General features: G+C 75.4%; 1 protein-coding gene (only partly in view). It reads right to left on the reverse strand.

Annotated elements, in window-relative coordinates; all coding sequences use genetic code 11:
- Positions 1-14754, reverse strand: partial view of a type I polyketide synthase gene (locus CP973_RS23295; RefSeq protein ID WP_150244615.1) — the 3' portion only. 13659 nt of this gene lie beyond the right edge of the window; the window shows 14754 of its 28413 coding nt (coding positions 13660-28413); its start codon lies beyond the right edge, outside the window; it ends in the stop codon at positions 1-3.

Below are 14754 nucleotides of genomic sequence, written 5' to 3' on the forward strand. Positions count from 1 at the left end.
TCAGCGCTCTTGGGAGGAATGGCCGTCAAGTGCGGCCTGCACCAGGCCGGCGATGTCCATCGCGTCGATCGACTCCTCGTAGGCGTCTTCTGCCGCGGTGGCGGCGGTCTCGCCGGCGGCTGCCGCGGTCTGCTCGGCGGCGAGCTTCATCAGGGGTTCGAGCACGCCGATCTCGCGCAGCTGGTGCAGGGAGACGGAGGCGAGCAGGGCCCGGATGCCGGAGGCGTCCAGGTCGTCGCCGTCCTCCTCCCCCGGTGCCTCGTCGGGGACGAGCAGGCTCAGGACGTGGTCCGCCAGGGCGGCGGGGCTGGGGTGGTCGAAGACGAGCGTGGCGCTCAGCCCCAGTCCGGTCGCGGCGCCGAGCTGGTTGCGCAGTTCGACGGCGCTGAGGGAGTCGAAGCCGAGGTCGCGGAAGGCCCGGTCGGCACCGACGGTGTCGGCTGTGGGGTGGCCCAGTACGGCCGCGGCCCGGGTACGGACCAGGTCCAGTACGGCTTCGGAGCGCTTGGCGGGCGGCAGGGCCGCCAGCTCGGCGCGCAGCGCGTCGCCGGTGGCTTCCTCCCCGGCGTCTCCCGCCGCCCCGCTCCCGGCGGCGGCCGGCTCGCCGAGGAGCGGGCTCGGCCGTACGGCGGTGAAGGAGCGCACGAACCGGTCGCGGTCGAGGTCGGCGACGACCTCGGTGGGGCGGCCGGCCGTGACGGCCCGGCGCAGCGCGTCGACGGCGAGGTCCGGGTCCAGCGGGCGGATTCCGGTGCGCTGGACCGTGTCGGCCGTCCAGGAACCGGCGGCCGTGCCACTGCCGCCCCACACGCCCCAGGCGATCGAGGTCGCGGGCAGGCCCTGGGCCCGGCGCTGTTCGGCGAGGGCGTCCAGGAAGGCGTTGGCGGCGGCGTAGTTGGCCTGGCCCGCGTTGCCGACCGCTCCGGAGAGCGAGGAGAACAGGGCGAAGACGTCGAGGTCCAGGTCCCGGGTGAGGCTGTGCAGCGCCAGAGCCGCGGCGGCCTTGGTGCGGAAGACGGTTTCGTAGCGGTCCGGGGTGAGGCTGTCCAGGACACCGTCGTCCAGGAGGTCCGCCGTGTGGATCACGCCGGTCAGCGGCGCTTCGCCGGGGATCGCGGCGAGCACCCCGGCGAGCGCGTCACGGTCCGCCGCGTCGCAGGCGGCGAGGGTGACCTCGGCGCCCAGGGCGGTGAGTTCGGCCCGCAGTTCGTCCGCGCCGGGCGCGTCCGGGCCCCGGCGGCTGACGAGCAGCAGGTGCCCGGCGCCCGCCTCGGCGAGGCGGCGTGCCACGTGGGCGCCCAGGTCCCCGGTACCGCCGGTGATCAGGACGGTGCCGGTGGGGTCCCACTGCGCCGTGCCGCGCCCGGCCGGTACGGGTACCAGCCGGCGGCCGAGGGCGGCGGCGGGCCGGACCGCGATCTGGTCCTCGCCTCCGGGGGCCGCGAGGATCTCGGCGAAGCGGGCCGTGGACCGCTCGTCGAGGGTGTCGGGCAGGTCGACCAGGCCGCCCCAGCGCTGCGGGTGCTCCAGCGCGGCGACCCGTCCCAGGCCCCATACGGCGGCCTGGGCGAGCCCGGGCACCGGCTCGGAGGGCGCGGCGGCGACTGCGCCGCGGGTGACGCACCACAGGGGTGCGGCCAGCTCTGCGTCGCCGAGCGCCTGGATCAGGGCGGTGGTCAGGGCCAGCGCCTCGGGGGCGTCCGCGCCGGGCGCGGGCGCGGTGGCGAGGGCGAGCAGGGACACCACTCCGGTGAACGCGAGGCCGTCGGCGGCCAGCGCGCGCAGTTGTCCGGCGAGCGCCGCCCGGTCGGGTCCGGTCACTTCCAGGCGTACGGTGTCCGGTCCCAGCGCGGCGACGGCGTCGGCGGCCCAGGGGTCGTCGGCGTGTCCGGCCGGGAGTACGGCGAGCCAGGTGCCGGCCGGGGTGCGGGCGGGCTGCGGGTTCAGCGGCTGCCAGGTGATCTGCTGCCGCCAGCCGTCGACGGTGCTCTCCTCGCCGCGCCGGCGGCGCCAGTCCGCGAGCGCGGGGAGGACCTTGGCCAGTGCCTCGCCGTCGACGTTCAGCGTCGTCTCCAGCGAGGCGAAGTCGGCCTCCCGCACCGCCGTCCAGAACCCGTCGTCCTCGCCCTCCGGCGCGGCGTCGGCGCCCGGCTGGGTGGCGGGCCAGTACCGCTGGTGCTGGAAGGGGTAGGTGGGCAGGTCGGTACGGCGGGGCCCGGTCGCGGCCCCGGCGAGCAGGGCGTCCCAGTCCGGGGCGGCGCCGTCGGCGTACAGCCGGGCGAGGGCGGTGACCGCGGCTTCCTGCTCGCCGCGGTCCTTGCGCAGCACCGGGACGGTCAGGGCCCGCGACGCCAGGGCGTCGAGGGTTTCCTGCGCCATGGCGCACAGCCCGCCGTCGGGGCCGAGCTCCAGGAAGGCGGTCACGCCGCTGTCGGCGAGGGTGCGGACGCCGTCGCCGAAGCGGACCGCCTCGCGGACGTGGCGCACCCAGTAGTCCGGGGAGCACACCTGCTCCTCGGTGGCCGCCTCACCGGTGACGTTGGACACCAGCGGGATGCGCGGGGCGTGGTAGTCCACGCTCCGGGTGACCCGTCGGAAGTCGTCGAGGATGGCGTCCATGTGCAGTGAGTGAAATGCATGGCTGACCCGCAAACGCCTAGTCTTGCGCCCGTCGGCGGTGAGTTTGTCCGCGATGTCCAGGACTGCGCCCTCGTCGCCGGAGAGCACCACCGACCGTGGCCCGTTGACCGCGGCGATCGACACTGCCCCGGTCAGCAGGGCCGTCACCTCCTCCTCGGTGGCCTGGACGGCGACCATGGCGCCGCCGGACGGCAGGGAGTCCATCAGCCGGGCCCGCGCGGCCACGATCTTGCAGGCGTCCTCCAGGGAGAAGACCCCGGCCACGTGGGCGGCCGCGATCTCCCCGATCGAGTGCCCGGTGGCGAAGTCCGGGCGGACGCCCCAGGATTCGACCAGGCGGAACAGCGCCACCTCGATGGCGAAGAGCGCGGGCTGGGTGAATCCGGTCCGGTTCAGCCGCTCCGCGTCCTCGGAGATCACGTCCCGCAGGGGCCGGTCCAGCTCGGTGTCCAGGTGCGCGGTCACCGCGTCGAAGGCCTCGGCGAACGCCGGGAAGCGGGCGTACAGCTCCCGTCCCATGCCCATCCGCTGGGTGCCCTGGCCGGAGAACAGCACCGCGAGCTTGCCCCGGCGGGCCGCCGCCTCGCCCTCCACGACCTGCGGTGTGGTGCGGCCGTCGGCGAGCGCGGCCAGACCGGCCAGCAGCTCGTCGCGGTCGCCCGCGAGGACGGCGGCGCGGTGGGGGAAGACCGAGCGGGTGGTGACCAGCGCGCGGGCCAGGTCGGCGGTGGTGAGTCCGGGCCGGGCGGTCACGTAGGAGTGCAGCTGCCGGGCCTGGGCCCGCAGGGCCTCCGGCGCGGCGGCCGACACGGGTACCGGCAGCGGTCCGTGGCCCTCCCCCGCGGGCTCGGGCTCGGCCGCCGGCTCCGGCTGCTCGAACTGCTCGATGATCACGTGGGAGTTGGTGCCGCTGGCGCCGAAGGCCGAGATGCCGGCCCGCCGGGGGCGGCCCGTGCGCGGCCAGTCGGCGGCTTCCGTCAGCAGCTGCACGGCGCCGGAGGCCCAGTCGACATGCGCCGACGGCGCGTCGACGTGCAGGGTCCTGGGCAGCACGCCGTGCCGCATGGCCTGCACCATCTTGATCACGCCGGCGACGCCGGCGGCGGCCTGGGTGTGGCCGATGTTGGACTTCAACGAGCCGAGGTACAGCGGCAGTTCACGCTCCTGCCCGTACGTGGCCAGCAGCGCCTGCGCCTCGATGGGGTCGCCCAGCGTGGTGCCGGTGCCGTGCGCCTCCACCGCGTCCACGTCGCCCGGTGCCAGCCCGGCGTCGGCCAGGGCCCGGCGGATGACGCGGCGCTGCGAGGGGCCGTTGGGCGCGGTGATGCCGTTGCTGGCGCCGTCCTGGTTGATCGCCGAGCCGCGCAGTACGGCGAGGATCTCGTGCCCGTTGCGCCGGGCGTCCGAGAGCCGCTCCAGGACGAGCACGCCCACGCCCTCGGACCAGCCGGTGCCGCGCGCGGAGTCGGCGAAGGCCCGGCAGCGGCCGTCGGGCGCCAGGGCGCCCATCTCGCCGAACTCGACGAAGTTCACCGGGCTGGACATCACCGTCACACCGCCGGTGAGCGCGACGGAGCACTCGCCGTTGCGCAGCGCCTGGGCGGCCAGGTGGAGGGCCACCAGGGACGAGGAGCAGGCCGTGTCGACGCTGACGGTCGGGCCTTCCAGGCCGAAGTGGTAGGCCACCCGGCCGGAGAGCAGGCTGGCCGACTGCGCGGTCTGCGCGTGGCCCAGCTGGCCCGCCTCGGGCCGGTAGTCGCCCGAGCCGCCGCCGATGAACACGCCGGTGTCGCCGCCGCGCAGCCCGGCCGGGTCGATGCCGGAGCGCTCCAGCGCCTCCCAGGCGGCTTCCAGCAGGATGCGCTGCTGCGGGTCCATCACCATGGCCTCGCGCGGCGCGATCCCGAAGAAGCCGGGGTCGAAGTCGGCCACGTCGTAGAGGAAGCCGCCTTCGCGGACGGCGGTGCGGCCGCGGCCGTCCCGGTCGCCGTTCAGCAGCCGGTCCAGGTCCCAGCCGCGGTCCACGGGGAAGCCGCCGATGGCGTCCACCTCGCCCATGGCCAGCTCCCACAGGTCCTCGGGCGAGCGGACCCCGCCCGGGTAGCGGCAGCTCATGCCGACGATGACCACCGGGTCGTCGGCCGTGCCCCGCGCCCGCAGCGCCCCGGCGGCGGGCAGCGCGTCGCCGTCCTCGCCGAAGAGTTCGCTCCGCAGGTGCCCGGCCAGCGCCTCCGCCGTCGGGTAGTCGAAGACGAGAGTGGCGGGCAGGGTCAGTCCGGTCGCGGTGGCGAGCTGGTTGCGCAGGTCGACGGCGGTCAGCGAGTCGAAGCCGAGGTCCTTGAAGGCCGGTCCGGACGGGACGGCGTCGGCGTCGGCGAAGCCGAGCACCGTGGCCACCTCGGCGCGGATCAGGTTCAGCAGCGCCTCGGTCCGCTCCGCGGCCGGGCGGCCGGCGAGCCGGGCCCTGAGTCCGGTCGCGGTGTCCTGCTCCGCGCTCGCGGGTTCGGCGAGCGCGGCCCGGGCCTCGGGCAGGTCGGCGAACAGGGCGCCGCGCCGGTTACGGGTGAAGGCCGGCGCGAACCGGTCCCACCGTACGTCGGCGACCGTCACCGAGGCCGTGTCGGCGCCGGCGGAGCGGGAGAGCGCGGACAGGGCCCGGTCGGCGTCCATCACCGGCAGGCCGTTGACCCGCAGGTGCGCGGCCAGGCTGTCGTCGGTGGTGTCCGCCCAGGCGCCCCAGGCGACGGACAGGGCACGCAGGCCGCGTGCGCGGTACCGCCGGGCCAGGGCGTCCAGCAGGGCTCCGGCCGCCGCTTCCGCGCCCCGGCCGCCGGCACCCCAGGTACCGGCGATCGAGGAGCACAGGACGAACGCGTCCAGGGGCCGCTCTCCGGCCGCCGCTTCGGCGACGGCCGCCAGGTTCTCCACGGTCGTGCGCAGTGCGGCCAGGGCGGCGCCCGGCTCGCTGTCGCCGGACAGCGCCTGCGCGTCGGCGTGGATCACGGCGGTCAGCGGTGCCGTGGGCGGGAGTGCGGTGAGGGCGGTCAGCAGCGCCTCGCCGTCGGCCGGGTCGCAGGCGATCCGCGTCAGCTCGGCGCCCAGGCCGCCGAGTTCAGCGGGCAGGGTGTCCGTCCCGGGTGCGGTGGGTCCGGCGAGCAGGATGTGCTGGGCGCCCTGTCCGGCGAGCCAGCGGGCGCAGTGCTCACCGGTGCCGGACGCGCCGCCGACGACCAGGACCGTGCCGGTCGGCTGCCACGGGGCCGACGAGGCGTCGGCCGTGGCCCGTACCAGCCGGCGTCCGAAGGCGCCGGAGGACCGCAGTGCCACCTGGTCCTCCTCGCCCGTACCGGACAGCACGGCACGGAACCGGTCCGCCGAGCGCCGGTCGAGGACGCCCGCGATGTCGACGAGACCGCCCCAGTGGTCGGGGTGGTCGAGGGCCGCGACACGGCCCGCTCCCCACACGGCCGCCTGGGCGGCGTCCGTGTCCGTCTCCGAGCGGCCCACCGCCACCGCGCCACGGGTGACGTACCAGAGGCGGGCGCCGATACCGGCGTCGGCCAGGGCCCGCACCGCCTCGTCCGGCCAGACCGCCCCGGCGGCGACGCCTTCGGCGGACCCGGTGGCCAGCAGCGAGACGACTCCGGCGAACTCCTGCTGCTGCGCGGCGAGTTCGGCCAGGCGGGCGGTCAGCGCGGGAGTGTCGGCCGGGTCGGTCTCGACGCTCACCGCGTCGTCGCCGAGGGCCGCGACCACGGAGGCGGTCCACGCGTCGTCGGCACCGCCCACCGGGACGAGCGCCAGCCACGGGCCGGAGAGCGTGCTCGCCGAGGCGCCGGTGAGCGGCTTCCACGTCACCTGGTAGCGCCAGCCGTCGACGGTCGAGCGCTCGACGCGCTTGCGGCGCCAGGCGGACAGGGCGGGTACGAGGGCGCCCAGCGCGGCGTCGTCCAGGTCGAGGTCGGCGGAGAGCGACGTCAGGTCCTCGCGCTCCACCGCGTCCCAGAACTCGGCGTCCACCGGGGCCTGGGCACCGTCCGGCAGGCTTGCCGCGGGCGCGGTCTCCGGCCAGAACCATTCCTGCTGGAAGGGATACGTGGGCAGGTCCACCCGGCGGGCGCCGGTACCGTCGAAGATCCCGGACCAGTCGACGCCCACACCGGCGACATACAACTGCGCCAACGCGGTCAGCAGGGCGGTCTCTTCGGGGCGGTCCTTGCGCAGGGCCGGGACGGCCACGGCAGCATCGTCCAGGCTGTGCTGGGCCATCGCCGTCAACACCCCGTCCGGACCCACCTCCAAGAACACCGAGGCACCCTCGGCCTCCAGCGCGCGGATGCCATCGGCGAACCGCACCGTGTCCCGCACGTGCTGCACCCAGTACCCGGGCGTGCAGACCAGTTCCCCGGTGGCCAGCTCCCCCGTCACGTTCGACACCAGCGGGATACGCGGCGCCTCGTACGACAGTCCCTCGGCCACCTGCCGGAAGTCCGCCAGCATCGGATCCATCAACGGCGAGTGGAAGGCATGACTCACCGCCAGACGCCGGGTCTTACGGCCCTCCTCGGCGAACTCCGCCGCGATCCGCAGAACCTCATCCTCGGCTCCGGAGATCACCACCGACTCCGGGCCGTTGACCGCCGCGATCGACACCCCGTCGGCCAGCCGCGGCCCGACCTCACCCTCGGTGGCCTCGATCGCCACCATCGCACCGCCCGCCGGCAGCGCCTGCATCAGCCGGGCACGCGCCGCCACCAGCGCACACGCATCCGCCAGCGAGAACACCCCGGCCACATGCGCCGCCGCGATCTCACCGATCGAATGCCCGGCCACGAAGTCCGGGCGGATACCCAGCGACTCGGCCAGCCGGAACAACGCCACCTCAACCGCGAACAGCGCCGGCTGCGTGCGGCCGGTCTCATCCAGGCCCTCCGCCTCACCGAAGATCACATCCCGCAACCCGGCATCGAAGTGCGCCAGCACCGCATCCAACGCCTCGGCGAACACCGGGAACCGGCCGTACAACTCCCGGCCCATCCCGGCGCGCTGCGCACCCTGACCCGAGAACAGCACCGCCAGTTTGCCGTCGGTCTCCTGGGCGATGCCGCGGGCGAGTTCCCGTACGCCCGTGCCGTCGGCCGCGAGGACCGCGCGGTGGGTGAACGCCGACCTGCCGGTGGCGAGGGAGTGGCCCACGTCGGTGGGCCGGAGGCCGGTCAGCGCCGTGACCCGCTCGATCTGCGCGGCCAGCGCGGCCTCGGACTTGCCCGACACCGGCCAGGGCACGAGGCCCGGCACCGTGGCGGGCGCGGCGGGCTCGGCCGCCTCGGGCTCCTCCTGCGGCGCCTGCTCGATGATGACGTGCGCGTTGGTGCCGCTGACGCCGAAGGCGGATACGCCGGCCCGCCGGGCGTGGCCGGTCTCCGGCCACGCCTGCTCCTCGGTGACGAGCGAGACCGTGCCGTCCGACCAGTCGACGTGCGAGGACGGGGCGTTGACGTGCAGGGTCTTGGGCAGCACGCCGTGGCGCATCGCCAGGAGCACCTTGATGGTGCCCGCGACGCCCGCGGCGGCCTGGGTGTGGCCCAGGTTGGACTTGACGGCGCCGAGCAGCAGCGGGCGCTCCCGGTCCGGCCCGTAGGCGGAGATGAGGGCCTGGGCCTCGATCGGGTCGCCGAGGGTGGTGCCGGTGCCGTGCGCCTCGACGACGTCGACGTCGGCCGGGGCAAGGCCCGCGTCGGCCAGGGCCTGGCGGATGGCGCGCTGCTGGGCCCGGCCGCTGGGCGCGGTCAGCCCGTTGGAGGCGCCGTCCTGGTTGACGGCGGTGCCGCGCACGATGCCCCACACCTCGTGGCCGTTGCGGCGGGCGTCGGAGAGCCGTTCGAGGACCAGGACGCCCACGCCCTCGGACCAGCTGGTGCCGTCGGCCGCGTCGGCGAAGGGCTTGCAGCGGCCGTCGGGGGCGAGCCCGCCCTGGACCGTGAACTCGGTGAAGGAGTCGGGGCTCGACATGACCGAGACGCCGCCGGCCAGTGCGAGGGTGCACTCGCCGCTGCGCAGGGCGTTCGCGGCCATGTGCAGGGCGACCAGCGCGGAGGAGCAGGCGGTGTCGACGGTGACCGCCGGGCCCTCCAGGCCGAAGGCGTAGGAGAGGCGGCCGGACAGGACGCTGGCGGTGTTGCCGGTGGCGACGTGGCCGCGGATGTCGGTGTTGCCGGTGCTGCGGCGCAGCAGTGTGGCGTAGTCCTGGCCATTGGTGCCGACGAAGACGCCGGTGCGGCTGCCGCGCAGGGTGGCCGGGTCGATGCCGGCGCGCTCGAAGACCTCCCAGGAGGTCTCCAGCAGCAGGCGCTGCTGGGGGTCCATGGCCAGGGCCTCGCGGGGCGAGATGCCGAAGAAGGAGGCGTCGAAGAGGCCGACGCCGTCGAGGAAGCCGCCTTCGAGGGTCGCGGAGGCGCCCCGGGCGAGGGCGTCCAGGTCCCAGCCGCGGTCCGCGGGGAAGCCGGAGATGGCGTCCTCGCCCCGGCCGAGCAGCTGCCACAGGTCCTCGGGGGACCGGATGCCGCCGGGGAAGCGGCAGTTCAGGCCGACGACGGCGATCGGGTCGTCGTCGGCGGCGCGGCCGCCCGGGGCCGGGGCGAGCCGGTCGGACTCGGGCAGGTCGCCCTGGAGTTCGGCGAGCAGGAAGTCGGCGAGGGCGGTCGGGGTCGGGTAGTCGTAGACGAGGGTGGCGGGCAGTTTCAGGCCGGTGGCGGCCGTGAGGGTGTTGCGCAGTTCGACGGTGGTCAGCGAGTCGAAGCCGAGGTCGCTGAAGGCGCGGTCGGCGCCGATGCCCGAGGTGCCGGTGTGGCCGAGGACCGTGGCGACCCGGGTCCGTACGAGGTCCAGGACGAAGCGCGGGCGCGCGGCCGGGGAGAGCCCGGCGAGCCGCTGGCGCAGGGCCGGTTCCCGCAGGGCGGCTTCCGGTGCCCCGGCGGACGCGGTGGCCCGGCGCAGCTCCGGCAGATCGCCGACGAGGCGCGTCGCGGTGAAGACCTCCGCGTAGCGCTGCCAGTCGATGTCCGCGAGGGTGAGCGCCGCGGTGTCCTGCTCGATCACCTGCCGCAGGGCGGTGAGGGCGAGCCTCGGCGGCAGCGGGGTGTAGCCGCCGCGGCGGATGCGCGCCTGGACGTCGGTGCCGTCGGCGGCCATGCCGTCCTCGGCCCAGGGGCCCCAGGCGACCGAGGTCGCGGGCAGGCCGTGGGCGCGGCGGTGTTCGGCGAAGGCGTCGAGGAAGGCGTTGGCGGCGGCGTAGTTGCCCTGGCCGGGTGCGCCGAGGGTGCCGGCGACGGAGGAGAAGAGCACGAAGGCGCTCAGGTCCAGGTCGCGGGTCGCCTCGTGCAGGGCGCGGGTCGCGGTGACCTTGGCGCGCAGGACGGAGGTGAACTGCTCGGGGGTGAGCGTGTCCAGGGTGCCGTCGTCGACGGTCCCGGCGGTGTGGAAGACCGCGGTGAGCGGGTGTTCCTCGGGGATCGCGGCCAGTACGGCGTCGAGCGCGTCGCGGTCGGCGATGTCGCACGCCGCGAGGGTGACCCGTACGCCCGTGTCCTCGATCCGCGCGGCCAGTTCGCCGGCGCCGGGGGCGTCGGCGCCACGGCGGCTGACCAGCAGCAGGTGCTCCGCGCCCGCTTCGGCCAGCCAGCGGGCGACGTGCCCGCCGAGGGCGCCGGTGCCGCCGGTGACGAGCACCGTACCGGTGGGGCTGAACGTGCCCGCCTCGGAGTCCGGCGTGACGCGGTGGTGCGCCAGGCGGCGGGCGAAGGCCGCGGTGGTGCGGACGGCGACCTGGTCCTCGCCGCCGCTGTCGGCGAGGACGGTGGCCAGGCGACGCAGCGTGGTGCTGTCCAGCTCGTCCGGGAGGTCGACGAGGCCGCCCCAGCGCTGCGGGTGCTCCAGCGCGGCCACCCTGCCGAGGCCCCAGACGGCGGCCTGGGCGGGCCGGGCCGGGTGTTCGGCGCGGTCGACGGCCACGGCGGTGCGCGTCACGCACCACAGGGGCGCCTCGATTGCGGCGTCTCCCAGGGCCTGCACGGCGGTCGCCGTGAGCAGCAGGCCCTCGGGCGTGGCGTCGTCGGCGTCGTCACCGGCCGTTGCCAGCAGGGACAGGACGCCCGCGAACCCGCCGTGCCCGGCGGCCAGTTCGCCCAGCCGATCGGCCAGGTCCTGGCGCTGCGGCGCGGTGACGTCGACGCGTACGGCATCGGCGCCCAGGACGCCGACGACCGACTCGGTCCACTCCCCCGCGCCGTCGGCCGGTACGAGCGCCAGCCAGGTGCCGGACGGGCGTCCGCCGGCGGCCGGGCCGGTGAGGGCCTTCCAGGTGGTCCGGTAGCGCCAGCCGTCGACGGTGGAACGCTCCCGGCTCTTGCGCCGCCAGGAGGACAGGGCGGGCACCACGGCGGTGAGGGTGTCGTCGTCCAGGTCCAGCGAGGAGCCGAGGGATTCGAGGTCCGCGCGCTCCACGGCCGACCAGAACTCCGCGTCCGCCTCGTCGGCGGGCTGTGCGGGTACGGCCGTTCCGGCGGTCGCCTCGGGCCAGAAGCGCTCGCGCTGGAAGGGGTAGGTGGGCAGGTCGATCCGGCGGGCGCCACTGCCCGCGAACACGGCCTCCCAGTCGACCCGTACCCCGTGGAGGTGGAGCCGGGCCAGCGCCGTGGTCAGCGCCGGGGCCTCCGGCCGGTCGCGGCGCAGGGCCGGTACGGCGGTGACCCGGTCCTGCTCGCCGGCGCCCTGACGGACGGCACCGCTGAGTACGGCGTCCGGACCGAGCTCGAAGAAGGTCGTCACGCCGTGCTCGGTGAGGTGCCGTACGGCGTCGGCGAAGCGGACCGTGCCGCGGACCTGTCCGGTCCAGTACTCCGGCGCGGCCAGTTCCTCGTGGGTGAGGAGGGCGCCGGTGACCGTGGAGACCAGCGGCACGGTGGGCGCGTGGCAGGTGACGGAGCCGACGGCGCGGGCGAAGTCCGCGAGCATCGGGTCCATGTGCGGCGAGTGGAAGGCGTGGCTGACGCGCAGCCGCTTGGTGCGGCGGCCGAGTTCCTCGAAGTGCGCCGCCACGGCGAGGACCGCGTCCTCGTCGCCCGAGACGGTCAGGGAGCCGGGGGTGTTGACGGCGGCGATCGCGGCCCGTCCCTCGTACGCGGTGAGCACGGCGGCCACCTCGTCCTCGGTGGCCTCGACGGACGCCATGGCGCCGCCCGGGGGCAGTGCCGCCATCAGGCGGCCGCGGGCCGCGACGAGGGTGCAGGCGTCCTCCAGGGAGAGGACCCCGGCGGCGTGCGCGGCGGCGAACTCGCCGATGGAGTGGCCCGCGACGTAGTCGGGGCGCAGGCCCCAGGACTCGGCGAGGCGGAACAGGGCCACTTCGAGGGCGAAGAGGGCGGGCTGGGTGTAGCCGGTGTCGTCCAGCAGCGCGGCCTCGGGGGTGCCCGGCTGCGCGAACAGGATCTCCCGCAGCGGCCGGTCGAGTTCGAGGTCGAAGCGGGCCAGTACGGCGTCCAGGGCCTGGGCGTAGACGGGGTGGGTGTCGTACAGCTCGCGTCCCATGCCGGGGCGCTGGCTGCCCTGGCCGGTGAAGAGGAAGGCCAGCCGGCCGCGGTCCGGGCTGCCGGTGAGCAGCGCACCGTCGGCGTCCGCGTCGCGCAGCGCGGTCAGGGCCCGGGTGAGGGCGTCGGGGTCGTCGGTGACGACGGCCGCGCGGTGCTCCAGGGCGGAGCGGGAGGTGGCGAGGGAGAAGGCGAGGTCGGTGAGGGGCAGGCCGGGGTGGTCGGCGAGGTGGGTCAGCAGCCGTCCGGCCTGGGCGCGCAGGCCCGCCTCGGTGCGTCCGGACAGGACCAGCGGTACGGGAGCGGGCTCGGCCGGGCGGACCGGCGCGGTGTCGGTGGCGTCCTCGGGTGCCTCGCGCGGGGCCTGTTCGAGGATGGTGTGGACGTTGGTGCCGCTGAGCCCGAAGGAGGAGACGCCCGCGCGGCGCGGGTGACCGGTGTCCGGCCAGGCCAGCGGCTCGGTGAGCAGGCGGATGGCGCCGGAGCTCCAGTCCACGTGCGAGGAGGGCCGGTCGATGTGCAGGCTCCGCGGCACGGCGCCGTGGCGCATGGCCATGACCATCTTGATGACGCTGGCCACGCCGGACGCCATCTGGGTGTGCCCGATGTTGGACTTGACGGAGCCCAGGAGCAGCGGGTGCTCGGGGTCGCGGTCCTGGCCGTAGGTGGCGAGGAGGGCCTGCGCCTCGATGGGGTCGCCGAGGGCGGTGCCGGTGCCGTGGCCGTCCACGACGTCGACGCTGTCCGGGTCCACCTTGGCGTTGGCCAGGGCCTGCCGGATGACGCGCTGCTGGGACGGGCCGTTGGGCGCGGTCAGGCCGTTGGAGGCGCCGTCCTGGTTGACGGCGGAGCCCCGGATGACGGCGAGGACCTGGTGTCCGTTGCGGCGGGCGTCGGAGAGCCGTTCGACGAGGACCAGGCCGACGCCTTCGGCCAGGCTCATGCCGTCGGCCTGGTCGGAGTACGCCTTGCAGCGGCCGTCGGCGGCCATGGCGCGCTGCCGGCTGAAGCCGACGAAGGCGCCGGGCGTGGACATGATGCTGACGCCGCCCGCGAGGGCCAGGGAGCTCTCGCCGTTGCGCAGCGACTGGCAGGCCAGGTGCAGCGCGACCAGGGACGAGGAGCAGGCGGTGTCGAGGGAGACGGCCGGGCCCTCGAAGCCGTAGGTGTAGGAGAGCCGGCCGGACAGGACGCTGGAGATGGTGCCGGTGATCAGGTGGCCCTCGGCGTTCTCCGGGCTGCCGGCCCCGGCGCCGTAGTCCTGGTAGCTGGCGCCGATGAACGTACCGGTGCTGCTGCCGCGCAGGGTGGCGGGGTCGATCCCGGCGCGCTCCATGGCCTCCCAGGAGGTCTCCAGCAGCAGGCGCTGCTGGGGGTCCATGGCCAGGGCCTCGCGGGGCGAGATGCCGAAGAAGGAGGCGTCGAAGTCGGTGGCCTCGTGGAGGAAACCGCCACGGGTCGAGTAGGTGTGCCCGGCCCGGTCGGGGTCGGGGTCGTAGAGGCCCTCGGCGTCCCAGCCGCGGTTGGTGGGGAACTCGCCGGTGGCGTCGCCGCCCTCTTCGACGAGTCGCCACAGGTCCTCGGGCGAGCCGACGCCGCCGGGGTAGCGGCAGCTCATGCCGATGATGGCGATGGGCTCGTCGTCGGCGGCGGTGGCGGTGCCGGTGGCCGCGGCGGTGGTGCCGGTGGCGGACCCGGCCAGGGACTCGCGCAGGAAGGCGACGAGGGCGAGCGGGTTGGGGTAGTCGAAGACCATGGTGCTCGGCAGGGCGAGCCCGGTCACGTTGGCGATCCGGTTGCGCAGATCGACGGCGGTCAGCGAGTCGAAGCCGACATCGCGGAAGGCGCGCTGTTCGGAGAGCACGTCGGGTGAGGCGTGGCCGAGCGCGGTGGCCGCCTCGGTGCGTACGAGGTCCAGCAGGAGCCGGTCCTGCTCGACCGGGGCCAGTCCCAGGAGCCGGGTGGCGAACTCGCTGCCGCTGTCCGCGGCCTCGGTGGTGTCCTCTTCGAGCCGCTGGACCTCGGGCACGTCCTCGAAGAGCCGGGTGGGCCGGGCGGCGGTGAAGACGGGGTGGTAGCGCTCCCAGTCCACGTCCGCGACGGCCAGCACCGTCTCGTCGCCGTCCAGGGCCTGCCGCAGGCCGGTGAGGGCCAGCTGCGGGTCCATGAAGACCAGTCCGCTGCGGCGGATCTGGCCGGGGTCGACGCGGCCGAGCTTGAGGTCGTCGGCCCAGATGCCCCAGGAGACGGCGGTGGCGTGGGCGCCGCGGGCGCGGCGGTGCTCCGACAGGGCGTTCAGGTAGGCGTTGCCGGCGACGTAGGCGGCGTGCGCGCCGCTGCCCCACATGCCGGCGGTGGACGAGTAGAGCACGAAGGCGTCGAGGTCGTCGCCGAGCAGTTCGTCCAGGTGCCGGGCGCCGGTGACCTTGGCGTCGATGACCTTCGCGAACGCTTCGTGGGTGGTCTCCTCCAGCGTCGCCAGCTCGATGGTGACGGCGGTGTGCACGACGGTCCGCACGGTACGGCCCTC

This window comes from Streptomyces albofaciens JCM 4342 (assembly GCF_008634025.1).
Taxonomy (GTDB): Bacteria; Actinomycetota; Actinomycetes; order Streptomycetales; family Streptomycetaceae; genus Streptomyces; species Streptomyces albofaciens.